Source organism: Streptomyces sp. NPDC028331, from assembly GCF_055565775.1.
The window spans coordinates 248,252-272,636 of sequence record NZ_JBVHTR010000007.1; the positions used below are offsets into that span (position 1 = coordinate 248,252).

General features: G+C 71.5%; 16 protein-coding genes. 11 read left to right on the top strand and 5 right to left on the bottom strand.

The features are described from left to right. Nucleotides 1-157 precede the first annotated feature (157 nt). A complete protein-coding gene (locus ACZ4SW_RS13105) occupies nucleotides 158-1,651 on the bottom strand; it encodes an arabinofuranosidase catalytic domain-containing protein (protein WP_468241787.1) in 1,494 nt (497 codons plus the stop codon). Between the two features lie 698 nt (nucleotides 1,652-2,349). Here ACZ4SW_RS13105 and ACZ4SW_RS13110 point away from each other — a divergent pair. From ACZ4SW_RS13110 to ACZ4SW_RS13150, 9 genes are all read left to right on the top strand, one after another. Next, entirely contained in the window at nucleotides 2,350-3,381 is a 1,032-nt protein-coding gene (locus ACZ4SW_RS13110) for a LacI family DNA-binding transcriptional regulator (protein WP_468241789.1), read from the top strand. Between the two features lie 543 nt (nucleotides 3,382-3,924). Then, nucleotides 3,925-5,076 carry a substrate-binding domain-containing protein gene (locus ACZ4SW_RS13115; protein ID WP_468241793.1) on the top strand — a complete coding sequence of 384 codons (1,152 nt, stop codon included), beginning with the start codon at nucleotides 3,925-3,927 and terminating at the stop codon, nucleotides 5,074-5,076. 2 nt (nucleotides 5,077-5,078) lie between these two features. After that, entirely contained in the window at nucleotides 5,079-6,674 is a 1,596-nt protein-coding gene (locus ACZ4SW_RS13120) for a sugar ABC transporter ATP-binding protein (RefSeq protein WP_468241795.1), read from the top strand. Further along, a complete protein-coding gene (locus ACZ4SW_RS13125) occupies nucleotides 6,671-7,690 on the top strand; it encodes an ABC transporter permease (protein ID WP_468241798.1) in 1,020 nt (339 codons plus the stop codon). Before ACZ4SW_RS13120 ends, ACZ4SW_RS13125 begins: the two co-directional genes overlap by 4 nt. A 100-nt stretch (nucleotides 7,691-7,790) precedes the next feature. Then, nucleotides 7,791-9,473: a ribulokinase gene (gene araB, locus ACZ4SW_RS13130; protein ID WP_468241800.1), complete on the top strand. Its 1,683-nt coding sequence runs from the start codon at nucleotides 7,791-7,793 to the stop codon at nucleotides 9,471-9,473. A gap of 62 nt (nucleotides 9,474-9,535) precedes the next feature. Next, nucleotides 9,536-11,053: an L-arabinose isomerase gene (gene araA, locus ACZ4SW_RS13135; RefSeq protein WP_468241802.1), complete on the top strand. Its 1,518-nt coding sequence runs from the start codon at nucleotides 9,536-9,538 to the stop codon at nucleotides 11,051-11,053. A 28-nt stretch (nucleotides 11,054-11,081) separates the two neighbouring features. Then, a complete protein-coding gene (gene araD / locus ACZ4SW_RS13140; RefSeq protein ID WP_468241805.1) occupies nucleotides 11,082-11,810 on the top strand; it encodes an L-ribulose-5-phosphate 4-epimerase AraD in 729 nt (242 codons plus the stop codon). 706 nt (nucleotides 11,811-12,516) lie between these two features. Continuing rightward, nucleotides 12,517-13,257: a CBS domain-containing protein gene (locus tag ACZ4SW_RS13145; RefSeq protein ID WP_468241807.1), complete on the top strand. Its 741-nt coding sequence runs from the start codon at nucleotides 12,517-12,519 to the stop codon at nucleotides 13,255-13,257. Nucleotides 13,258-13,263: 6 nt separating this feature from the next. Further along, complete coding sequence (locus ACZ4SW_RS13150) at nucleotides 13,264-13,938, top strand: helix-turn-helix domain-containing protein (RefSeq protein WP_468241809.1); 675 nt, start codon at nucleotides 13,264-13,266, stop codon at nucleotides 13,936-13,938. A gap of 82 nt (nucleotides 13,939-14,020) precedes the next feature. On the opposite strand, the gene ACZ4SW_RS13155 is transcribed toward ACZ4SW_RS13150, so the two are convergent. Beyond that, nucleotides 14,021-14,989 carry a ferritin family protein gene (locus ACZ4SW_RS13155; protein WP_468241812.1) on the bottom strand — a complete coding sequence of 323 codons (969 nt, stop codon included), beginning with the start codon at nucleotides 14,987-14,989 and terminating at the stop codon, nucleotides 14,021-14,023. Nucleotides 14,990-15,240: 251 nt separating this feature from the next. On the opposite strand from ACZ4SW_RS13155, the gene ACZ4SW_RS13160 reads away from it, so the two are divergent. Continuing rightward, nucleotides 15,241-17,610, top strand: coding sequence for a glycoside hydrolase family 65 protein (locus tag ACZ4SW_RS13160; RefSeq protein WP_468241814.1), 2,370 nt, complete (start codon nucleotides 15,241-15,243; stop codon nucleotides 17,608-17,610). 77 nt (nucleotides 17,611-17,687) lie between these two features. Next, entirely contained in the window at nucleotides 17,688-18,791 is a 1,104-nt protein-coding gene (locus tag ACZ4SW_RS13165; protein ID WP_468241816.1) for a baeRF2 domain-containing protein, read from the top strand. Between the two features lie 159 nt (nucleotides 18,792-18,950). Here ACZ4SW_RS13165 and ACZ4SW_RS13170 read toward each other — a convergent pair whose 3' ends face one another. The 3 genes from ACZ4SW_RS13170 to mgtA all read right to left on the bottom strand — a co-directional run bounded on the left by ACZ4SW_RS13170 (nucleotide 18,951) and on the right by mgtA (nucleotide 24,333). Next, a complete protein-coding gene (locus ACZ4SW_RS13170; protein ID WP_468242008.1) occupies nucleotides 18,951-20,426 on the bottom strand; it encodes a bifunctional aminoglycoside phosphotransferase/ATP-binding protein in 1,476 nt (491 codons plus the stop codon). A 124-nt stretch (nucleotides 20,427-20,550) separates the two neighbouring features. Continuing rightward, on the bottom strand, nucleotides 20,551-21,420 hold the full coding sequence (locus tag ACZ4SW_RS13175) for a universal stress protein (protein ID WP_468241818.1): 870 nt from the start codon (nucleotides 21,418-21,420) through the stop codon (nucleotides 20,551-20,553). Between the two features lie 180 nt (nucleotides 21,421-21,600). Continuing rightward, on the bottom strand, nucleotides 21,601-24,333 hold the full coding sequence (gene mgtA, locus ACZ4SW_RS13180) for a magnesium-translocating P-type ATPase (RefSeq protein ID WP_468241820.1): 2,733 nt from the start codon (nucleotides 24,331-24,333) through the stop codon (nucleotides 21,601-21,603). Nucleotides 24,334-24,385 lie beyond the last annotated feature (52 nt).

Here is a 24,385-nt window from a genome sequence, read left to right on the forward strand (position 1 = left end):
GCGACATTCCTTGGTGAGAGAGGAGTCGGTCAGGGCGACTGCGGGGTCATCGGCGGGGGAGGAGGTGTGAACCCGGGTGGCGCGGCCTCCACCGCCGGCGGACGGCGGGCGGCACTTGTGCCGCCGCCCGCCGTCGGTGATGACTCGGTCGGTCCGGTCAGGGAGCGATGTTCCACTGCTGGCAGGTGTTGTCGAGCTGCTGCCACTGGCGGACCACGGTGCCGTTGGCCGTTCCGCAGTTCGCGACGTCCAGCGTCATGCCGGTGTTGACGTTGGTGAGGGTGTAGTGGGTGCCGACCTTGGTGACGTCCCACTGCTGGCAGGTGTTGCCGAGCGAGGCCCACAGCTGGACGGCCGTGCCGTTGCTCTGCCCGCAGTTCTTGTCGTCCAGCACCGTGCCGCTGTTGACGTTGGTGATGGTGTAGTGGCCGTTGCCCGCGCTGGAGAACTTCCACTGCTGGCACGTGTTGCCGAGCGAGGCCCAGATGTCGATCGACGTCCCGTTGGCCGTGCCGCAGTTCACCGCGTCCAGGACCTTGCCGGAGTTGGTGTTGGTCAGGCGGTAGGCGGTCCCGGGGACGGGGAAGGCGGCGGCCGGGGTGGTGTAGGCGACGGAGGTGATGTTGGCCTGGACGGCGTTGTCGGCTGCGTCGGTCGGGTAGCCGGAGGTCATGACGCCCTCGAAGAAGGAGCCGTCGGACCCGTTGCTGTCGTCACCGCCGGTGCCGAGGACGATGGCGCCCTCCTTGTGCATCGGGGTGTACCCGCCGATGTTGGGCAGGGCCCCGTTGTACCAGGTGGTCAGCGAGCCCGACTGGGCGTTGCCGCCCTTGATCGCGTAGGTCGTCGTGCCGTTGTTCTTCTCCATGGCGGTGACGTACTCGCTGGAGTTGCCCTTGTTGTTGGTGTCCGAGCCGTTCGCGCCGGCGAACAGGCCGTTCTCCAGGTCGGCCTGGACCCACGGGCCCGAGCCCGAGCAGGGGGAGAACCAGCATTCGGTACCGAAGTTGATCGCGTCCATGTGGCCGTTGCCGGTGTCCGTGGTGGACGTCTCGGCGTTGCCGTAGTCGAAGCAGCAGCGGTTGTTGACGTGGTGGCCGCTGGTCACCATGTAGGTGCCCTCGGGGGAGCTGCCGGTGGCGATGCCCGTGGTGCTGTTGTCGCGGTAGCCGACGCCCGCGGACACGAAGACGCCGTACGCCGCGTGCCCGCCGACCGTGACCGGCAGGGCGTCGGCGATGGCGCCGACGTCCTGGCCGCCGTTGCCGCCCGGCCCCTCGATGGTCAGGTCGTTGTGGTTCGGGCTCTGGTCGTAGATCTTGGTGATGACGCAGGTCGTGCCGGAGCAGAACGAGTCCTGCGCCGCGGCGTTGGCGTAGCCGCCGGTGCTCAGGACGCCGATGTCGGTGCTCGCGCCGTCCGAGGCGCGCTTGACCTGGTAGAGCGGGCCGTTGTACGAGGCGTAGAGCGCCCGGGTGGTGCTGTGCGCGGCGGCGCAGGGGGTACCGGCGGAGGCGTAGATGTCGCACGGCAGGGAGGATGCGGCCAGCGCCGTGTCCGCCGTGCCCACGACCCCGGCGAGGATGCCGGCGAGAAGGGTGAGGACCCCGCCCACCGACAGCAGGAGCCCTCTCAGGTGTCTACCTATCACTGTGAACCTCTTCCGTCTTGCGTTCTTCTCTGGCCCGGCGCTGCGTGCGCGGGGAGCAGGGGGACGTCCGGTGCGCGGTGTTGCGCGCATCCGGGAACTGCCGCCGGGACTCGGAACCGGCGCTGAACGCGACCTCGCCACCCACGGTTGTTGTGGGCGCTAACAAACCAGGTGCTCGGATGCCGCCACTCATCCGAGTTCCAAGGGGACGGGGTACGGCCGACCCGCGTGCTGCTCTGTTCCGGCCCCGTTTCGGGGCGTGATGCAGCAGGTCAGAGCATCCGACCGGTGTGGGCCGGGGGTGTTGCGCGTGGGCCGTTCTCGCGTGGTCGGGGGGGTGATCGACAGGTCTCGCGACTCCGTCTTTTTACGCTGGCGTGAATAGCCGGTCAACACTGCTGAACAGTCAAGAGTGGGGAAACAAAGCTGGGAACTTTGTTGACCCTGGTGCGCGGCCGCGGTGCAGCGGTGCGGATCCCAGGAAGAAGTCGCAGGCCAGAAGGGTCCTGGGGGTGCACTGAGGCCCTCGGAGGATGCCGCGGGCGAGCGTGGGTGAGCCTTGACCCCGTCGGATTGTGTGCGTTAACAATTCTCCACGGCGCGTCGGCTCGTACTCTCGCCCTTCGAGAAGCACCTGAGCCGGCTCCCACCGGAGAAGCACCCGATCGGTAACCTGACGGCCTGTGAGGAGGTGGAGCATGGACGCGGAACGTGCACCGGTGATGGCGGACGTGGCCCGGATCGCAGGCGTTTCGCACCAGACCGTCTCGCGGGTCCTCCACGACCACCCGAACGTGCGGCCCGCCACGCGGGACCGCGTGCTCGCCGCAGTCCGCGAACTCGGCTACCGCCCCAACGCCGCCGCCCGCACCCTGGCGACCCGGCGCACCCGCACCCTGGGTGTGATCAGCTTCAACACCACGCTGTACGGCCCGGCTTGCATGCTCTACGGCATCGAGCAGGCGGCCCGGCAGCACGAGTACTTCGTCACCGTGGCCGCGGTCGGCACGCTCGACCGGCGGTCGGTCCTGGACGCCGTCGACCGGCTTCGGTACCAGGGTGTCGAGGGAATCATCGTCATCGCCCCGCAGACCTCCGCGGTCGGCGCACTGGCGAACGTACCGCCGGACGTGCCCCTGGTCGCGGTCGGCTGCGGTACCCACACCGCGCTGGCCTCGGTCGCCGTGGACAACGAGGCGGGTGCGGAACTCGCCACCAACTACCTGCTCGACCTCGGCCATCGCACGGTGCACCACCTGGTCGGGCCGCGTTCCTGGCTCGACGCGCAGGAACGCGAGGCCGGCTGGCGCAGCGCCCTGGCGAAGCGGGGTGCTCCGGTGGCCGAACCGCTGGTCGGCGCCGACTGGACGGCCCGCACCGGATACGAGCTCGGTCAACGGATCGCCGCCGACCCCGACGTCACCGCGGTGTTCTGCGCCAACGACCACATGGCGCTCGGCCTGCTGCGGGCGCTGCAACAGGCCGGGCACCGGGTGCCCGAGGACATCAGCGTCGTCGGTTTCGACGACATGCCGGAGACCGAGTACTTCGGACCGTCACTGACCAGCGTCCGCCAGGATTTCGACGAACTCGGCCGACGTGCCCTGCGCGCACTGATCGAACTCGTCGGCGATCCCGACGCCGGGATCCCGGCGGCCGACGAGACGCCCCACATCATCATCCCGCCCAGTCTGGTGGTGCGAACCTCGGCGACCCGCCCCCGGTACTGACCGACGCCGCGGTCGCACCACCGGCCTGCCCAGAGAAAGGGACTTCCGCCATGGGCCGCCCTTGCACTTAGCGTGAGCGCAGACGATCCGGCTGCGGGACCACACCCCTGATCACCAGGGCCGTCACACGTGAGTGCCGTCTGCCGAACGATTTTTTTCCCCATACCACTTGGGACCCGCAACCGGCGAAGTGATGCGCCGGTCCGGTGCGGTCCTCCGCGGCACCCGCCGGTCGTGACAGCTCCACCCCGGCCACGGTGCCCCCCGATGGCTCCCCGGCCCCGACTCGCCGTCGGGCACCCGTACGTCGTGGCCGCGCGGCGCACCACGGGCGGCTCCTGCTCGGCGACGGCCGCCCGCTGCGCCGCCCACCGCCCCCCGGCGGAACCATCACCCCACCACCTTCGCCCCCTGCCAGGCACCGGCCTGCCCATCGGCCGCGGCCTGCGCACGGGTCCGCGATCCCCGTCATCCCCGATCTGCCCACATCCGCCCCCGGCCGTGGGCTCGTCCCACCACGACACGCCTAGAAGGGTGCTGATCATGATCCGTACCAGACGGTCCCGCACCGTGGCCGCCGCCACCGCCGTTCTCATCTCGCTCGCCGCTGCCGGCTGCTCCAAGAGCGCGGGCGGCTCCGACGCCTCCAGCTCGGCCGGGTCGAGCGCGGGCTCCAGCGCGGCTCCGGTGACCCTGGCCGGTTCGGTCACCTTCAACCAGACGAACCTGGCCAAGCTCGACGCGGCGCTGAAGTCCGCGCTCGCCGGCAAGGACCTGTCGAAGGTCGACATCGCCATGGTCGTGAACGTGGCCGCCGACTACTGGAAGGCCGGTCAGGTCGGCTTCCTCAAGGGCTGCTCCGACCTCGGCATCGCGAAGAGCAAGTGCACCTACTTCGCCCCGCCCAACGGCAAGTTGACGGAGCAGAACTCGGAGCTGGAGACCCTGCGCTCGCAGGGCGTCACCGGCTACTCGATCTCGGCGATCGACCCGACCTCGGCCGCGGGGACCATCCACACCGACGTCCAGAAGGGCATCGACGTCCTCGCGATCGACTCGCCCCTGCCGGGCACCGACGCCGCCTCGCTCTACCTGGGCACCCCGAACTACACCGCCGGATTCCAGGCGGGCACCGCGATGAAGCAGGTGCTGGGCGGCAAGGGCAAGGTGGCGATCCTGGTCGGCTCGCTCACCGCGTCGAACGCCACCCAGCGCATCCAGGGCTTCGAGGACGCGCTCAAGGGCAGCCAGATCACGGTCGCGCAGAAGGTCAACGACAACCTCCAGGCCAGCACCGCCACCTCCGACGCGGAGACCATCCTCGCCAACAACCCCGACGTCAACGGCCTGTACGGCGTCTACTCCTACGACGGCCCCGCGCTGGCGCAGGCGGTGACCTCGGCCGGCAAGACCTCTTCGGTGCACATCGTGTCGGACGACTCCGACGCCCAGACGCTGAAGTTCATCCAGTCCGGCGTCATCTCGGGCACCGTGGTGCAGATGCCGTACCAGCAGGGCTACACCGGGGCGTACATCCTGGCCGCGGAGAAGGTGCTGGGCAAGGACAAGACGATGGCGATCGTCAAGCCCTACCTGGAGAAGGACGGCTCGACCCTGAGCTCCGGCGTCGGCCTGGTCACCAAGTCCGACCTGAGCGCGTACCAGTCCCTCGAATCGCAGCTCGGGATCGGCTGAGCATGACGGCCACGAAGAACGCCCCGGGCCGCGCGATCACCGCGCGGCTGCGGGGAGTGCACAAGTCCTACGGACCGGTGCGCGTCCTCGACCTGCCGGAACTCGACCTCTACGCCGGCCAGGTGATCGGTGTGGTCGGCGAGAACGGCGCCGGGAAGTCCACGCTGATGGGCACACTGGCCGGTTCGGTCCACCGGGACGGCGGCGAGATCCTGATCGACGGCGAGCCCCTCGCGCCGGGGTCCACGGAGGCGGCGGGCCAGCTCGGTGTCGCCATGGTTTCCCAGGAGTTCCCCCTGGTCGGCCAGCTCTCGGTGGCGGAGAACCTGCTGCTGGGCCGCCGCCCGCGGCAGTCGAAGCGGCGGTTCCTGGTGGACCGTGCCGCGCAGCGGGCCGAGGCGGAGGCGATGCTGGCGGAGATCGGCCTGTCCGCCGCGACGATCCCGGTCAGCCGGGAGGTGCGCACCCTTCCGGTGCCGACCCGGCAGATGATCGAGATCGCCAAGGCCTGGGGACGCGAACCCAAGCTGCTGATCCTGGACGAGCCGACCTCCTCACTGGGTCCCGTCGAGGCCGAGATGGTGCTGGGCCTGGCCCGGCAACTGGCGGAACGGGGCGGCACGGTGCTGTTCATCGGGCACCGCCTGGACGAGGTGCGGGACATCAGCGACCGCGTCCTGGTGCTGCGCAACGGGCGGCTGGTGGCCGACCTCGAACCCGCGGAGGCCTCCGAGGAACGGCTCATCCGGGAGATGGTCGGCGGCGAGGTCGCGCAGGGCGAGCCCAAGGCGCCGCCGGCGACGAGCCCGGTCCTGCTGCAGGTCGAGGGCCTGACCGCGGACGGTCTGGGACCGGTCGACCTGGAGGTGCGCGAGGGCGAGATCCTGGGCGTGGCCGGGCTGATGGGCTCGGGCCGCAGCCGTCTGGTCCACACGATCGCGGGCGCGCAGCCCTCGACGGGCGGCCGGATGCGGCTGGGCGGCGAGGCCTACCACCCGCGCGGCGCGGGTGACGGCGTGGCGGCCGGGATCGCACTGATCCCCGAGGACCGCAAGGAACAGTCGCTGGTGCTGTTCGCGTCGATCCGGTCCAACGTCGTCGTCTCGGTGCTCAAGCGGATCAGCACCCGGGGCCTGCTCGGCCCGGGCCGGGAACGCGCCGAGGCGCGGAAGATCACCGAGAACGTCAACGTGCGGATGCAGTCGGTGGAGCAGCCGATCGGCTCGCTGTCCGGCGGCAACCAGCAGCGCGCCATCTTCGGCCGCGCCTTCGCGGCGCAGCCGCGCCTGCTGCTGCTCGACGAGCCGACCCGCGGCGTGGACGTCGGCGCGAAGGCGGAGATCTACCAGCTGATCGACCGGGCGGCCCAGGAGGGCATGGGCGTGGTGGTCGCCTCCTCCGAACTGGAGGAGCTGCTGTGGATCTGCCACCGCATCGCGGTGATGAACCACGGGCGGGTCGCCACGGTCATCGACCGGGCCGACGCCACCAAGGAACGGATCATGACGGCCGCGGCCGGAACCTCACCCCTCATCCCGGACCTGCCCGACCAGGGCAAGCCCGGGCAGGAACACCTGACGAACGGAGCCACAGCATGAGCGCGCAGAGCACGCTCGCCCCCGAGGAGACCGCACCCCGGTCCCGCCCGGCCGTCTCGAGCCTCGCCCGCAAGCTCGCCGCCTCCCCGGAGGCCGGTGTGATCATCGCCTGTGTGCTGGTGTTCGTCGGGATCGCCGCCAACGCGGACACCTACACCGCGGTGGGCAACCTCCAGGTGATGGGCCGCGACCTGGCGCAGGTCGGCATCCTGGCGATCGGCGAGTCGCTGGTCATCCTGACCGGCGGCATCGACCTCTCGGTGGGCGCGTTGGCCGGCCTGTCCGGCATCCTGGCCGCCTGGATGAACGTGAACCAGGGCATGCCCGCGCCCCTCGCGATCCTGCTCACGCTGGTGATCAGCGCCGGGGTCGGCCTCTGGCACGGCATCATGGTCACCCGCCTGAACGTGCCGCCCTTCGTGATCACCCTGGTCACCTACACCGTCGCCCAGGGCCTGGCGCTCGCCATCACCAGCGGCTCGCCCATCAACAACCTCGACCCGCTGTTCAGCAACCTGAGCCAGTACTACATCGGCGAAGTGCCCGTCCCCGCGCTGTTCTTCGTCGGAGCGGCCCTCATCGCCTGGTTCGTGCTGGAGCGCACCTACGTGGGCCGCCAGATCTACGCCGTCGGCGGCAACAAGGAGGCCGCCCGGCTCGCCGGCATCCCGACCGCCCGCCGGATCACCTCCACCTACGTCGCCAGCGCCGTGCTGGCCGGTGTGGTCGGCGTCCTGGTGATCGGCCGGATGAACGTGGCCGACCCCTCGGTCGGCGCGGGCTGGGAGCTGACCGCGATCGCCGCCGCGGTGGTCGGCGGGATGTCGCTCTCCGGCGGCGAGGGCCGCATCGCCGGCATCGCGGCCGGCGCGATCCTGCTGGAGTTCATCACCAACGGCCTGCTCGCGCTCAAGGTCAGCCCGTACGACCAGCAGGTGGTGCAGGGAGCGGTCCTCGGCGTCGCCATCCTCCTGGACCGGGTGCGCGCCCGTTACTTCGGCAGGAGCCGGAGTTAGCACACCGGCCGACTCCGCTGATCCACGCGGGACGTCACGTCGGCGTCGACTAAAGATCGAACATTGATCGGTATATCGAACATTCTGGTGAAGGAGGCTGATGGTGAACGCCGCGGACGAGATGGCCGGGAACCCGGAACCCTGCGTCGTGGGAGTCGACTTCGGGACGCTGTCCGGCCGGGCCGTGGTGGTCCGCGTACGGGACGGCGCGGAGTTGGGGACCGCCGAGCACGCGTACCGGCACGCGGTCCTGGACCGCGAACTGCCGGACGGTACCCGGCTGCCCCCGGACTGGGCACTCCAGGTGCCGTCGGACTACGTGGACGTGCTGCGCCACGCGGTGCCGGCGGCGCTCGCGACCGCCGGTGTGCGGCCGGAGCAGGTCATCGGCATCGGCACGGACTTCACCGCGTGCACGGTGCTGCCGGTGCTCGCGGACGGCACGCCGCTGTGCGAGCTGCCCGGCCTCTCCGGCCGCCCGCACTCCTACGTCAAGCTGTGGCGCCACCACGCCGCCCAGGGCCAGGCCGACCGGATCACGGCACTGGCCGCGGAGCGGAAGGAGCCGTGGCTGGAGCGGTACGGCGGGAAGATCTCCTCGGAATGGGAGTTCGCCAAGGCGCTGCAGGTGCTGGAGGAGGACCCCGAGATCTACCACCGCATGGAGCGGTGGGTGGAGGCGGCGGACTGGATCGTCTGGCGACTGTGCGGGACGTACCTGCGCAATGCCTGCACCGCCGGTTACAAAGGCCAGTTCCAGGACGGCGTCTACCCCTCCCGTGCCTACCTGGAATCACTCAACCCCGGCTTCGCCGACTTCGTGACGGAGAAACTGGAGCACCCCATCGGCGAGTTGGGCGCGAAGGCCGGGAGCCTGACGGCCGAGGCGGCGGCCTGGACGGGCCTGCCGGAGGGCATCGCGGTGTGCGTGGGCAACGTCGACGCCCATGTGACGGCGCCCGCGGCGGGGGCGGTGGAGCCGGGGCAGATGGTGGCCATCATGGGCACGTCGACCTGTCATGTGATGAGCTCCGACCAGCAGGGCACGGTGCCGGGCATGTGCGGTGTCGTCGACGGAGGCATCCTGCCGGGTCTGTGGGGTTACGAAGCCGGGCAGAGCGGGGTCGGTGACATCTTCGCCTGGTTCGTGCGCACCGGCCTGCCCGCCGAGTACGCGGAACAGGCCGCCGCGCTGGGCCGCAACGCGCACGAGCACCTGACGGCGCTCGCGGCCGGACAGCGGGTGGGCGAGCACGGGCTGATCGCACTGGACTGGCACAGCGGCAACCGTTCCGTGCTGGTCGACCACGATCTGAGCGGTGTGGTCGTGGGCCTGACGCTGTCGACCCGGCCGGAAGACGTCTACCGGGCGCTGCTGGAGGCCACGGCTTTCGGCACCCGCACCATCATCGAGGCGTTCGAGGCGTCCGGAGTGCCGGTCGGCGAGCTGATCATCGCGGGCGGTCTGACGAAGAACGCGCTGCTGATGCAGATCTACGCGGACGTCACCCGCCGCCCCCTCGGCGTCATCGGCTCCACACAGGGGCCCGCTCTCGGCGCGGCCATGCACGCCGCGGTCGCGGCCGGGGCGTACCCCGACATCCAGGCCGCCGCCCGGTCCATGGGCAAGGCCGACCGGGGCGTGTACCAGCCGGACCCGGACCGCGCCGCAGCCTACGACCGGCTGTACGCCGAGTACCGGCTCCTGCACGACTACTTCGGCCGCGGCACCAACGACGTCATGCACCGCCTGCGCCGTATTCGGGCCGAGGCATCCGCCTGAGCCGCCCCGTCGCTCGTGCCGTTCCCGCCCGCACGTCGCTCCACTCGAAAGGAACCTCCGTCATGACCGCACCCGAAAAGCCGTCCGCCGGCCAGGAGATCTGGTTTCTCACCGGCAGCCAGGGCCTGTACGGCGACGACGTGCTGCAGCAGGTCGCCCACCAGTCCCGGCAGATAGCCGAACGGCTCGACTCGGCCGACCCGATCCCGCTGCGGATCGTGTGGAAGCCGGTCCTCACCGATGCCGAAGCGATCCGCCGGCTGTGCCGGGAGGCCACCGCCTCCGACGACTGTGTGGGGGTGATCGTGTGGATGCACACCTTCTCCCCGGCCAAGATGTGGATCGCCGGTCTCAGCGCACTGGACCGGCCCGTGCTCCACCTGCACACCCAGTACAACCTGTCGCTGCCCTGGTCGAGCATCGACATGAACTTCATGAACCTCAACCAGGCCGCCCACGGAGACCGCGAGTTCGCCCACATCGAGGCCCGGCTCGGTATCGACCGCAAGGTCGTCGCCGGTCACGCCACCGACCCCCGGGTCGTGGGGCGGATCGCGGCCTGGTCGCGGGCCGCCGCCGGGCGTCACGCGGCCCGCACCCTGCGTCTGGCGCGCTTCGGGGACAACATGCGGGACGTGGCCGTGACCGAGGGCGACAAGGTCGAGGCCCAGATGCGGTTCGGGTTCTCCGTGAACACCTACGGGGTCAACGACCTGGTCGCCGTCGTCGACGCCGTGGAGGACAAGGCGGCCGCCGAACTCGCCGCGGAGTACGTCGAGTCCTACAACGTCGTCCCGGCCCTGCGCCCCGGCGGCATCCGCCACGACTCGTTGCTGTACGCCGCCCGCCAGGAGCTCGGCCTGCGCACCTTCCTCACCGAGGGCGGCTTCACCGCCTTCACCACCAACTTCGAGGACCTGGGCGGTCTGCGCCAACTGCCCGGTCTGGCGGTGCAGCGGCTGATGGCCGACGGCTACGGATTCGGCGGCGAGGGCGACTGGAAGACCTCCGCACTGCTGCGCGTCATGAAGGTCATGGCGCAGGGGCAGCCCGGCGGCACCACGTTCATGGAGGACTACACCTACCACCTCGGGCCGGGCACGCCCCGCATCCTCGGCGCGCACATGCTGGAGGTCTGCCCGTCGGTGGCCGCCGACCGCCCGAGCTGCGAGATCCACCCGCTGTCCATCGGCGGCCGTGAGGACCCCGTCCGCCTCGTCTTCGACGCGGCTCCCGGCCCCGCCGTCGTCGTCGGCCTGGCCGACCTCGGCGACCGCTTCCGGCTGACCGCCAACGAGGTCGACGTCGTCGCCCCCAGCCAGCCGCTGCCCCACCTGCCCGTGGCCCGGGCCGTGTGGAAGCCGCGCCCCTCACTCGCGGAATCGGCCGAGAGCTGGCTGCTCGCCGGCGCGCCGCACCACACCGTGCTCAGCTCCGCCGTCGACACCGAGACGCTGACCGACTTCGCCGCCATGACCGGCGTCGAACTGCTGACCATCGACGAGAACACCACCGCCGAGCAACTCGCCAAGGAAATCCGCTGGAACGCCGCCTACCACCGGCTCGCCCAGGCCCTGTGACGCACGACCGCACCGAAGGAGACGATCGATGACCGTAGCTGTACGCGACGGCCTGCGGCAGGAGGTACTGGAGGCGAACCTCGCCATACCCCAGGTCGGCCTCGCGACCCTGACCTGGGGCAACGTGAGCGGGGTCGACCGGGAGGCAGGGGTGTTCGTCATCAAGCCCTCCGGGGTCCCCTACGAGGACCTCGCCATCGACCACCTGGTGACCGTGCGCCTGTCCGACGGCGCCGTCGTCGACGGCGACCTGAGGCCCTCCACCGACACCGAGACCCACCGCTGCCTGTACCTGGCGTTCCCCTCCGTCGGCGGGGTCACCCACACCCACTCCACCCACGCGGTCGCCTTCGCCCAGGCCCGGCGGGACATACCGGTCCTGGGCACCACCCACGCCGACACCTTCAACGGTCCCATCCCCTGCACCCCCGACCTGACCGCGGAGCAGTGCGCCAAGGACTACGAGTACAACACCGGCCGCGTCATCGTGGACATGCTCGAGGAGGACGACCAGAAGGCCGCCGAGGTCCCTGCCGCCCTCGTCGCCAACCACGGCCCCTTCACCTGGGGCGCCACCGCCCGCAAGTCCCTGGAACACGCGATCATCTGCGAGGCGGTCGCCGACATCGCCCTCCACACCCTCAGCCTCGCCCCGACCGCCCCACCGCCCCGCCACCTCCTCGAGCGCCACTACACCCGCAAGCACGGCCCGGACGCCTACTACGGCAACCCGGACATGACAGCGGTCCCCAGGTGACCCCGCACGTCGTCGTCGGCCCGGCCGACGACGCACCGCTCCCCGGCGCGCGAGCGCCTGCCGGGGAGCGGCAGGGCGCGGTCGTCCACCCCGGCGTCAGGGCGCGTTGACTGTCGCGTGGTCTTCACGCGAAGACGGCGGCGGACCCGGCGTCACCGCAGGTCCGCCGACGTGGACGGCTCGGGAAACCCGAAGGGATGAATGCCGGACAGCGCCGTCCGGTGTCGCACCATCGCAGTCCGTGCGTGCCGCCCCGCGCGTCGTCGTACCGCCTCCTCGTGCTCCGCGTCCTGCGGACCTGATCGTCGAGCGGGCGCGGGCGCCCCGTGTCCGAGAACTCCGGCGGGACCGCGATTCGACATCAGGGCCGACCGGCCCTCGTCCCACCCCGGTCAGCCCATGTGATCGCCGGCAAAGCCGCGGATGATCGAAATGTCGAATGGCGGAAGGAAACCGGGATGACGGACGGCACACACAGCCGCCCCCGGATCCACGCCCTGCTCGCGGACGGTGGCACCGCCTGGGCCAGGGGCCGGGCAGTGGGCCCGGCCGAGTACGACACCGGGGCGACAGGGGCGCGGCCGAGGTTTCCGTCGCCGTGGCCGAGGGACCGCACCACCGCGGCACCTCGGTGCACGCGTGCGCCTGCTGCCCCGCAGGCCCCGGGACCCGTCTGTGCGCCGCCTGCGCTGAGGAGGGAACGGACATGAAGCACAACAAGGTCGGCTCCGTGATGACCACGGATGTCGTCCGCGCCGAATACCGCACTCCGTTCAAGGAGGTCGCACGGCTCCTCGCGGACCGCCGGATCAGCGGACTGCCCATCGTGGACGACGACGACAAGGTCATCGGCGTCATCTCCGAGACCGACCTGGTGACCAGGCAGTCGGAAGCCCTGGACAGGGACGGGACCAACCGTCGCTTCCGGTTCGCGCAGCGCGGGCCCAGGGCTCGCAGGCAGGCCGCAAAGTCCCGTGCCTTCACCGCCGGTCAGCTCATGACCGCCCCGCCCGTCACCGTTCACGCCGAGGAGACCATCGCCGAAGCCGCGCGGACCATGGTGCAGCGCCGCGTGGAGCGGCTGCCCGTACTGGACGAGGAGGACCGGCTCGTCGGCATCGTCACCCGCCGCGACCTGCTCCAGGTCTTCCTGCGGCCCGACGCCGAGATCCGCGACGAAGTGATCGAGGAGGTCTTGGTCCGCACACTGCGGCTGCCGCCCATGTCCATCGACGTCTTCGTGGTCGAAGGCGTGGTCACTCTCACCGGCCGGTTGGAACGCAAGAGCGAGACGGAGATCGCCGTCTCCATGGCCCGGCAGACCGACGGAGTGGTCGCGGTGATCGACCAGCTCACCTACCGGTTCGACGACTCCCGCCTGTCGTCCGGCGAGCGGTCACCGTACGACTTGCCCACGACCGACCGCGCGACCTCCGAGAGGAGGTGACGGGCCGTGGCCGCACAAGCATCGTCGGACGCGGCGGGCGGCCACCCGACCGGTGACCTCGGGCGCCGGATCGCCCTGCGGCGTGAGGAACTCGGCCTGACCCGGGAGGAGGCGGCCGACCGGGCCGGCATGGCTGCCGGCTACCTGCGGTACCTGGAGGAGCAGCCCACCGCCGCGCCGAGCGCGGCCTCCCTCCTGCGGTTGGCCGGAGCGCTCGAGACCACCGTCCGGGACCTCTCCGGCGGCGACGTCGATCTGCCACCCGGCCTCGGACAGGCGGGCCGGCACCCGAAGTTCACGGAACTGACCGCGCAGGAGTGCCGGGAGCTGCTCTCCACGCACGGCGTGGGAAGGCTCGCGGTGCCCACCGACTCCGGACCGGTCGTCGTCCCGGTGAACTACAGCGTCGTGGAGGGGACGCTCGTCTTCAGGACCCGCCCCCACACCGTGCCTTCCCAGGCGTCGGGTTCCCAGGTGGCCTTCGAGGTCGACCACATCGACGGAGCCTGGAGCCAGGGCTGGAGCGTCCTGGTGCGCGGACCTGCCCGAGCCGTGACGGATCCTGATTCCGTACGGCGGCTGGAGAAAGAGGCGTACAGCACACCCTGGGCCGGCGGACAACGTGAGCTGTGGATCCGCATCGAACCCCTCGACATCACCGGGCGCCGGATCACCGTGTGACGACCCGGTCGCCCGGCAGCCCGGTACTCGTCGGCCGGGCACGGCACATGAGCCGGCCGGGCGCGGAGTGCGGAGAGCGCGGTCAGCGCAGTCGGTCGAGCGCCTGCTGGAAGGCGGTGCCGTGCCGGGCTTCGTCCGCGGCGGTGTCGCGGAAGTAGCGGGCGGCGGTGGCGTCACCGACGGCGGTGGCCCGGGCGGCGAACCCCGGGTACAGGTTGACGGCCTCGTTGTGCTCCCCGCTGATGGCCTTGCGCAGGTTCTCCTTGGTGCTGCGCACCAGCCCGGCCAGCACCGCTTCGCCGGCGAAGTGTTCGTGCAGTTCCACTGCGGCTGTGCCCTCGAACAGGCGGGCCAGCGCGGGGTTGCCGGTCTGCTGCGCGCGTGCGGCGAACAGCATGTACTTGGCGTGGGCGAGCGCCTCGCCGTGCATCGCGGTGTCCAGATTGGCCTTCGTACGGGCGGCCTTCACCTTCGGCAGCCCCGCGGGCACCGACACCGTGTCGGCCTTCGGCGGCGCCGGGATGGTGCCGCGGCCGGTGGTCACGACCGTGAGGGCGGTGCGGAAGGCGTCGCGGTGGCGGCCCTCGTCCCCGGCGATCTCGGTGAACAGCTTGGCCGCGTCAAGGTCTCCGTCCTTGCGGGCCTGGTCCGCGAAGCCGCGGTACATGACCTGGTGCTCGTACGTCTCGCCGTTGACGGCCTGGCGCAGGTCGGCAGCGTTCGTGCCGACGACGCCGGCCAGGGTGGCCGCCTCGCGCAGATGCTCGTCAAGCTCGGTCTGCGCCGTGGTGCGGAAGAGCCCGCCGACGGCGGAGTGGGCCTCGCGGTCGGCTTGGGCGCCGAAGAGACCGTAGGACGCGTGGGCGAACGCCTCGCCCTTCATGGCGGTGGTGAGGTCGGCGAGGGTCTGCGAGCGCAGAGCCCGGGCAGCGGCGTGCGTCCCCGGGTGAGACCCGGTCGGCGCGGCGAGGGCCAGGGCTGTGGCTGCCTGGGACGCGGCGCCCAACGTGCACAGGCCGACCAGGAGCGTGCGTATCGAGTGGCGGAACATGACGTCCTCCTCCGGGGGTGTCTTGGAGCGAAGCGCCCCCTCCCTCATCCGAGCGGGAGGTGTCTGTCGCTGCCTTCTCACCTAACCCACTCGGGTGACTACTCGGCGTGACGCGAGGTGAAGTGGCCGCGCGTTCCGGGGCGCGTACGGTTCGCCCGCCGAGCCGGTGCGCCCCTGCTGCCGCCGTGCCGGGCCTGTGTGACGGTGGAGACGGAGCCCACCGCTCCATGGCTTGTGGGAGGAGCCCCGCAGTGACCGGCTGGAGCTGGCAGTACGAGGGCTATGAGCCCGCCGCGGAGCGCCTGCGGGAATCCCTGTGCGCGCTCGGCAACGGTTACTTCGCCACCCGGGGGGCGCTGCCCGAGTGCGCTGCGGACGACGTGCACTACCCGGGCACCTACGCGGCCGGCTGCTACAACAGGCTCGTCTCCGAGGTGGCGGGCCGCCGGGTCGAGAACGAGGACATGGTCAACCTTCCCAACTGGCTGCCGCTGCGCTTCCGCGCCGCCGGACGGCAGTGGCTGACGCCGGACACGGGGACCGTGCTCGACCACCGTCAAGTCCTGCACCTGTCCTCGGGCCTCCTGGAGCGCCGCACCCGGTACGGTCTCGACGACGGCCGCGCGCTCACCGTGCGCCAGCAGCGCATCGTGCACATGGCCGACCCCCACCTCGCCGCCCTGCGCACGGAATTCACCGCGGAGGGCGCCGCCGTCGCACTCCAGGTCGAGGCCGCACTGGACGGCGGCGTCACCAACGCCGGCGTGGCGCGGTACCGGGACCTGGACGGCCGCCACCTGACCCATGTGCACACCGGCACGGACGCCCCGGACACGGTGTGGCTGCGCTGCCGCACCCGCACCTCCGACATCCGGATCGGCCTGGCCGGCAGGCTGACCGCCGCCGCGCCCGTCGTCACCGGGCACCCGTTTCCACGCGCCGTCCAGAGCCTGGGTTTGCACCTGGCACCCGACCGGACCGTCACCGTCGACAAGACCGTGGCCCTGCACACCTCCCGCGACCCCGCCATCAGCGACCCGCTGCAGGCCGCGATCGACCGCGTCCGGCAAGCCCCCGGCTTCGACGCACTGCTGGAAACCCACCGCACCGCCTGGCACCTGCTGTGGCGGCGGGCCGACCTCGACATCCCCGGGGAGGCCGGCCGCGTGCTGCGGCTGCACCTCTTCCACGTCCTGCAGACCCTCTCGCCGCACACCGCCGACCTGGACGTCGGCGTGCCCGCCCGCGGCCTGACCGGAGAGGCCTACCGCGGGCACGTCTTCTGGGACGAGCTGTTCGTGCTGCCGTACCTCAACCTGCACTTCCCGGAGGTCTCCCGGGCCCTGCTGCACTACCGCCACCGTCGCCTGGACCGAGCCCGGGCCGCGGCGCGCGCGATCGGCCGGCGCGGGGCGCTGTACCCGTGGCAGAGCGGCAGCGACGGGCGCGAGGAGTCCCAGGAGGTCCACCTCAACCCGCGCTCCGGACGCTGGGTGCCCGACCACAGCCGACTGCAGCACCACGTCGGCTCGGCCGTCGCCTACAACGTGTGGCAGTACTGCGAGGCCGGCGGCGACGTCGAGTTCCTGCACACCAAGGGCGCCGAGATGCTGCTGCAGATCGCCCGCTTCTGGGCTGACTCGGCGACCTACGACCCCGCGCTCGGGCGGCACCGCATCCGCGGCGTGGCCGGCCCCGACGAGTACCACGACGCGTACCCCGGCGCCGAACAGCCCGGCCTCGACGACAACGCGTACACCAACGTCACCGCCGCCTGGGTGCTCACCCGCACCCTGGAACTGCTGCGCACCCTGCCCGAACCCCGGCGCCTGGAACTCGCGGAGCGCACCGGGCTGGGCGACGGCGAACTCCAGCGGTGGGAGGAGGTCTCCCGCACGCTCCACGTGCCGTTCCACGACGACGTCATCAGCCAGTTCGACGGCTACGGCGACCTCGCCGAACTCGACTGGGACGGTTACCGGAAGCGGTACGGCGACATCCGGCGCCTCGACCGGATCCTGGAGGCGGAGGGCGACACCGTCAACCGCTACCGCGCCTCCAAGCAGGCCGACGTGCTCATGCTCGGCTACCTGTTCGCACCGTCGGAACTGCGGGCCCTCTTCGCCCGCCTGGGCCACCGGCTGGACGAGGACACCTGGCGGCGCACCGTCGACTACTACCTCGCCCGCACCAGCCACGGCTCCACCCTCAGCGGCCTGGTCCACGGCTGGGTCCTGGCCCGGACCCGGCGCGCCGAGGCGTGGGCGTTCTGTCAGGAGACCTTGCGCGGCGACATCGCCGACGTGCAGGGCGGCACCACCGGGGAGGGCATCCACCTCGGCGCGATGGCGGGCACCCTCGACCTCGTCCAGCGCGGGCTGACGGGCCTGGAGACGCGCCACGGCGCGCTGTGGCTCGACCCCGTGCCGCTGCCGGAACTGTCGTCGTACGGGTTCACCCTCCGCTACCAGGGGCACTGGGGCGTACGGCTGCGACTGGAGCGCGGCCTGCTGGAGATCTCGGTACCGTCGTCCGACCGCGCCCCCATCGACATCCGGCTGCCGGACCGTGCGGTGTGCCTCCAGCCGGGGGAGACGGGCCGGTTGGTCGTCTCCGAGTGATGCCAGGGTCGTCCTACGGCCGAGTCGCCCGGTGGTGCGGGAACGTGCACGATGGAAAGCGACCTGGGGGAGTGGCCATGAGACTTTCGTTTCTCGAACGTCTGTACAAGCAACCGGGTCCCTTCGCGTCGGTCTATCTGGACACGTCTCGCGACAGCGCCGTCGAGGATCCCGACGCCGCCGTGCAACTGCGGTGGCGGCATCTGCGGGACACCCTGATGTCCGAGGGAGCGGACCAGGACTCCATCACCGCGGTGGCCCGCACGGTGGGCTGCGACACCGACGTCCCCGGCGCCCACGGTCAGGCCGTGTTCACGGCACACGGCCGGCTGGCGCTGCTGGACGAGCTGCCCAGCCCGCCCGCACGGGACACGGCGCACTACGGGACCCTGCCGGACACCATGCCCCTGATCGTCCAGCACGCGCCCGGCATCGCGTATCTCGCGGTCCACGTCCACTACGGCGGCCGGCACTCCACGGACGCCACCGGCACCGTGCGCATCGACGCCGAGGCGGGCGTCTGGCCCCTGACCAAGGTGACACCGGGGCACCGCCTGCACGAGGAGATCCCCGCGGCCGACTGGCTGCACGCCGCCGAAGTGATCGGCCGGGAACTGGAAGACCATGCACGGCGCCTCGACACGGAAGCGGTGGTCGTCGCGGGAGACGCCTGGGCTCGCGGCATCCTCGTCAACCGGCTCCCCGCTTCCCTGCGCGGCCGGCTCACCACGGTCGAGGACGCGGGCGAGTCCCAGCCGGGGCGGGCGCTGCTGGAACACCGGCTCGAAAGCCTCTTCGGCGGGCGCATGGCCGCACACGACCGGGCACTGCTGGATGCCTTCCTCGCGCAGAAGGCGCGCGACGGAGCCTCGGCCGAGGGCCTGTCCAACGCGGTGTCGGCCCTGCAACGCGGTCGGGTCAAGGCCCTGTTCCTCAACGACCACCCCGAGTCGACGCTACGTCTGTGGGTGGGTCCCGAACCCGGACAACTCGCCCTCACCGAAGAGGAGCTGCGCTCCTACGGCGTACAGGACGTCCGCGAGGAGCGCGCCGACGCGGCCCTGACCCGGGCCCTGGTCGGCACGAGGGCCGAACTGGTCGTGGTCCCCGAGCAGCGGCTGCTGCTGCGGGAGGGCGTGGGCGTCCTGCTGCGCTACGCCGACCCCGCATCCCCCGGCTGACACCCTGCGGCGCGGGTGCGCACGTGGTGCCCCCCCCGGCCCCCGGGACGCACCGAGGGCTCGTCGTCGCCCCGCACACCGCGGCAGGCGCCCCGCACACCGCGGCAGGGGATACGGCTGGGCCCGTACCGCGGGGGCGCGCCGCCGCGCGTCCCGTCCTCAGTCCGGCTCCATGTACGGGCGCCGGAACAGGGGGGCCTGGCCGATGCTCCACGGGCGTACGGCTGCCAGCGCCTGGACGACAGCGGATTCCAGGGCGCCGCCGGTGTCGATCGGGACGGCCTCCGTCCACGGCGGCTCCTTGGCCGCCATGGCGGCGGCGACATCGAGGTCGGCGTCCGACGCTCCCGGGGCTCGGGTGGTCAGGCGGGCCGCCGATATCTCGCCGGGGACCCGGCAGTGCAGGGCCACCAGGTCGGCGCTGGTGCGTTCGGCCATGCGAACGGCCGCTTCGCGCTGTCCCGCGTCGGACCAGGTGGCGTCCAGGACGACGGACTCTCCGCAGGACAGCAGGGCGGATGCCCGGTCGAGCAGCGCCTCGTAGGTCCTGGCGGTCCACTCGGCCGTGTAGAGGCCCTCCCCGTAGCCGGCCGCCGCGGACTGCTCCGCCGGGATGCCCGCCAGTTCCTTGCGGAGACGGTCGCTGCTGAGCAACGTGACACCCAGGCGGTCGGCCAGCGCCCCTGCGAGGGTCGACTTGCCGCTGCCCGGCAGGCCGCCCACGAGCGTCAGGCCGACGGTGGAGGCGCGCAGGTGCCGCAGTGCCGTCGTGACCAGCCGGCGTGAAGCCGCCTCCGCGCCGGGCGCGCCCTGTCGGGCCTGGATCAGGGACACCTTGGCGCGGACGAACGCGCGGTAGGCGACGTAGTGGTGCCACAGGGACGGCGGTGCCGGATCGCCGGAGTACTCGCTGTACTGGCCGAGGAAGAAGGCCGCCGCGTCCGGTGCGCCGAGCTGTTCCAGGTCCATGGCGAGGAACGCGGCGTCGTCGAGGCCGTCGACGTACCGAAGGCGGTCGTCGAACTCCAGGCAGTCCAGGATGCGCGGCCCGTCGTCCAGGCAGAAGACGTCCTCGGCGAGCAGGTCGCCGTGCCCGTCCACGATCCGCCCCTGCTCGATGCGGGTGTCGAACAACTGCTTGCGTCCGGCCAGATAACGGCGCACCAGCCGCTCGACCTCTTCCACCCCGTCGGGCACGGATCCGTTGCCGGCCACCGCGCGGACCTGCGCGAAACCGGCCTCCCAGCGCGAGGACAGCGCCTCCCGCGTGCCTTGTTCGTCGACCTCGCGGCTGCGGGGTGCGCCCGCGTGGCACGTGGCGAGCTGCCGGGCGACGGCGCGGAGGTCTTCGTCGATCGCGGCACCTTCCCGTACCAGCAGGGACAGGCGCCGGTCGGCCGGCATGCGGCGCATCACCACGAGCGGTTCGGGCGCCTTCGTGTCCGGGCTGCGGATCTCGCCCAGGCCCAGGTAGACGTCGGGCGAGAAGCGGCGGTTGAGCGCGACTTCCCGCTCACACGCGTCCCGGCGAGCCGCCACGGTGGAGTAGTCCAGGAAGCCCAGATCCACCGGCTTCTTGACCTTGTAGGCCCGGTCACCGACGAAGAACACGACGGCGGTGTGCGTCTCGCGCACTTCTGCGCGAGGGAGCGCCGGAGCGGCGAGAGCCGCGGTCGGTGCGTCGACCCCCGTGGCCGACCGCAGCACCGACGCGTCGGAGTGATGCCCCGGCATGTTCGGCTCCCTCGAATCGCCCGGCTCAGTCATGGGATACGACCGCGACGGGGCAACGGGCGTGGTGGATGGCAGCCTGGGCCACGGGGCCCAGGCGTGGAGCGAGGACGGCGTGGTGCCTGCGTCTGCCCACCACCAGCATTCCGGCGCCCTCGGCCGCCCGCACGACGGCCTTGGCAGGGCTGTCGAACGTGATGGTGTCGGCGACATCGACGTGCGGAAACCTCTCACGCCAGGGGACAAGCGCCTGGCTCAGCCGCTTCCGCGCGTCCTGACCGATCTCCTCGGCGACGTCGTGGTCGATGCCCCAGGGCAACTGCGCGTGGACGGGCACGCTGCGGCCGTGGACGGCCCGCAGGCCCACGTTCCTCGCCGTGGCGGTGGCGAAGGCGAAGGCGAGCAGGTCGTCGCACGGTCCGTGCAGTTTCAGCGCCACCACCACGCCGCCGTGGGAGGCGGGCGTGGGCACCTCTTCGCGGGTTCCGGCGCGGACCAGCACCACCGGCCGCTCGGCCCGTGCCACGACCGGCATGCTGACGTCGCCCAGGAAGTAGCTCTCGGCGGGCTCCAGCCCGCGGGAACCGAGCACGGTCATCTCCGACTCGCTTGCCGCTCGCAGCAGTGCGTGCTCGGCGTCGTCGGCGATCAGGCTGCCGACGACGGTGAGGTTCGGGTGGCGCGCCTGGAGCTTCGCCCGTGCGTCGTGTACCAGCCGCCTCGCCCAGTAGTTCTGATCGACCTCGCAGGGAAGGCGGGTCGGTTCCGGCACCAGCAGCGGCCACGCGTGCAGCAGGCGCAGAGTCAGCTTGCGCCGTTCGGCTTCGTCGGCGGCCCAGTGAGCAGCGGCAAGACTCTCGGGCGAGCCGTCCAGGCCCACCGTGACTACGGGGTCCATGGTGACTGCCTCCGTCTCGTGGGAAGCCGGAATGACGGTGCGGAGTCCGTCCGCCCGAACGGCACCGGCACGCCGAGCAGTGACTTCTTCTCATCCGAGGACTACCGCATGCCTCCGTGCGGCGCATGCCCGGCACCACGCCGGGCTCCGGCCGGTGGCCTTCACCGTGACCCGCGCGGATCACTGCGATGAGGCGCGGGGAGCCGCCGAGCGCCGAGGTCCGGCGGTGCCGGTGGTGTGCGGTCCGCCCGCGCGCGGACGACGGACGGCTCTCGGTTGCCGCAGGCGGGTGACGGTGCTGAACCGGGCGGCGCGGCGACGCAGGTGCCGGTGACCGACGGCCGGACGGGGGCGAGCCGGGGCACGCGCGGTCCGGTAGAAGATCCGCTTGCCGAGCTCGACGAGGAGGAGGTAGACGACGACCATGGCACCCACCGCGGCGAAGAAGAGGGTCGGCAGCGGCTCGAAGCCGAGGACGGGGGCCAGTGGGGTGGCCGGAAGGGCGGCGCCCAGAGCGACGACACCCAGGGCCGTCAGCGCCAGGGGCAGGCTGGGGTGGCTGCGCCAGAAGGGGCTGCGTCGGGTGCGGATGGCGAAGATCACCAGGGTCTGTGTGGCGAGGGACTCCACGAACCAGCCGGTGTGGAACCGGGCCGCGTCGGCGTGGAAGACCCCCAGCATCACCGCGAAGGTCACAAAGTCGAACAGGGAGCTGATCGGCCCGAAGCACACCATGAAGCGCCGGATGAAGGCGATGTCCCAGTGCGCCGGGCGGCGCACCTGTTCCTCGTCCACCTCGTCGGTGGGGATGGCGAGCTGACTGGTGTCGTACAGAAGGTTGTTCAGCAGGATCTGCGAAGGCAGCATCGGCAGGAACGGCAGGAACAGCGAGGCACCCGCCGCGCTGAACATGTTGCCGAAGTTGCTCGAGGTGCCCATCAGCACGTACTTGATGGTGTTGGCGAAGATCCGCCGCCCCTCGGCGACCCCGTCCGCCAGGACCCCGAGGTCCTTCTCCAGAAGGATCACGTCGGCCGCGTCCTTGGCCACGTCCGTCGCCGAGTCCACCGAGATGCCCACGTCGGCCGCGTGCAGCGCCAGGGCGTCGTTCACTCCGTCGCCGAGGAAGGCCACATCGCCGCCGGTCCGCCGCTGCAGGCGCACGACGCGGGCCTTGTGCTCGGGACTGACCCGGGCGAAGACGGTGGTGTGCCGGATGGCGGCGGTGAGCTGGTCGTCGTCCAGGGCGTCCAGGTCGGTCCCGGTCAGGACGCCGACATCGCTCAGTCCCAGGTCCTGGCAGACTTTGGCGGCGACCGCCGCGTTGTCCCCGGTGACGATCTTCACGGTGATGCCCAGGTCGTGCAGTCGTTCCAGCGCCTCGGCCGCGTCGGGTTTGGGCGGGTCGAGGAAGACCAGCAGACCGGCCAGGCGCAGGTCACGCTCGTCGGCGGCGGTGAGGGCGGTGGCCGCCCGGGCGGGACGGGTCGCCACGGCCACGACGCGGTTGGCGGCGGCGAAGCAGGCGTCCAGCGCCTGACGGGCCGTCTCGGGTACCTCCGCGCAGCGTTCCAGTACCGCTTCGGGGGCGCCTTTGGTGATCAGCATGGTGCCGCCGGCGGGATCGGCGACCGTGACGGAGACCATCCGCCGCTCGTGATCGAAGGGCAGCGTCGCGATCCGCTTCCAGCCGCTGCCGCTGAGCGCCGAGCGCCCGGGGGCGGCGGCAGGGGAGTCCCACAGGGCGCCGTCCAGTGGATTGGCGCCCACGGCTCGGCCCTGGCCGTCCAGTTCCGTCTCGGTGCACAGCAGCCCGAGGCGCAGCACTTCCTCCGACGAGCCACCGCCGGCCGGCACTGCCCGCACGAAGTCGACACGGCCCTGGGTCAGCGTCCCGGTCTTGTCGGTGAACAGCACGTCCACGTCACCGAGGTCCTCGATGCACACCAGCCGCTTGACCAGCACCTTGCGCCGGCTCATCCGCCGCGATCCCGCGGCCAGGCTGGTGGAGACCACGGCGGGCAGCAACTGCGGAGTGATGCCGACCGCGATGGCCAGGGAGAACAGCAACGCGTCGATCAGCGGCTTGTGCAGGACGACGTTGATGATGAAGATCGACGTGGTCAAAGCCCCGGCGACGTACACCAGCAGCATCGAGAACCGGCGCAGCCCCACCTGGAACTCGGTCTCCAGCTGGTGGCCGCTCAGCCCGGCGGCGATCTTCCCGAACTCGGCCTCCGCGCCGGTGGCGACCACCACGCCGCGGCCGCTTCCGGAATGCACCACGGTGCCCATCAGAGCGCACCCGGACAGATCCGCCAGCGCCGCGCCGGCCGGCACCGCAGCGATGTTCTTCTCGACCGGCAACGACTCGCCGGTCAGCACCGACTCGCTGCACTCCAGCCCGTTGACCTGAAGCAGCCGGAGATCCGCGGGCACGATGTCGCCCAGCCGCAACTCCACCACATCGCCCGGAACCAGCCCGGTGACCTCCACCTCCTGCGGTCGCCCGTCGCGGAGCACGAGCGCACGGTGACGGATCCTCGCGTGCAGCGACTGGGCGGTCTTCTCCGCCCGGTACTCGTTGACGAAGCCCAGACCGACGGAGAGCGCCACGATCACCCCGATGATCAGAGAATCGCTGCGCTCACCGACGGAGTAGGAGACGACGGCTGCGGCCAGCAGCAGACCCAGCAGCGGGGACCGGAGCTGGTGCCACAGGACGAGCCATGCCCGGGCCCGGTGCGAGTGGACCGCGTTGGGCCCCCAGAGCTTCAGCCGCCGTTCCGCCTCGTCCGACGAAAGACCGCCGCCGGTCACCCCCAGATCGAGCAGCACCTCGGCAGTGGGCCGGGCGGCCGCCGCGGCGGCACGCCCCGCGGCCGTCGGCCGCGCCGGGACGGTGGTCACCATCACCGACCGCTCCCGGGGCTCGTGCCGCTCTCACGGCGGGAGGGACCCGCAC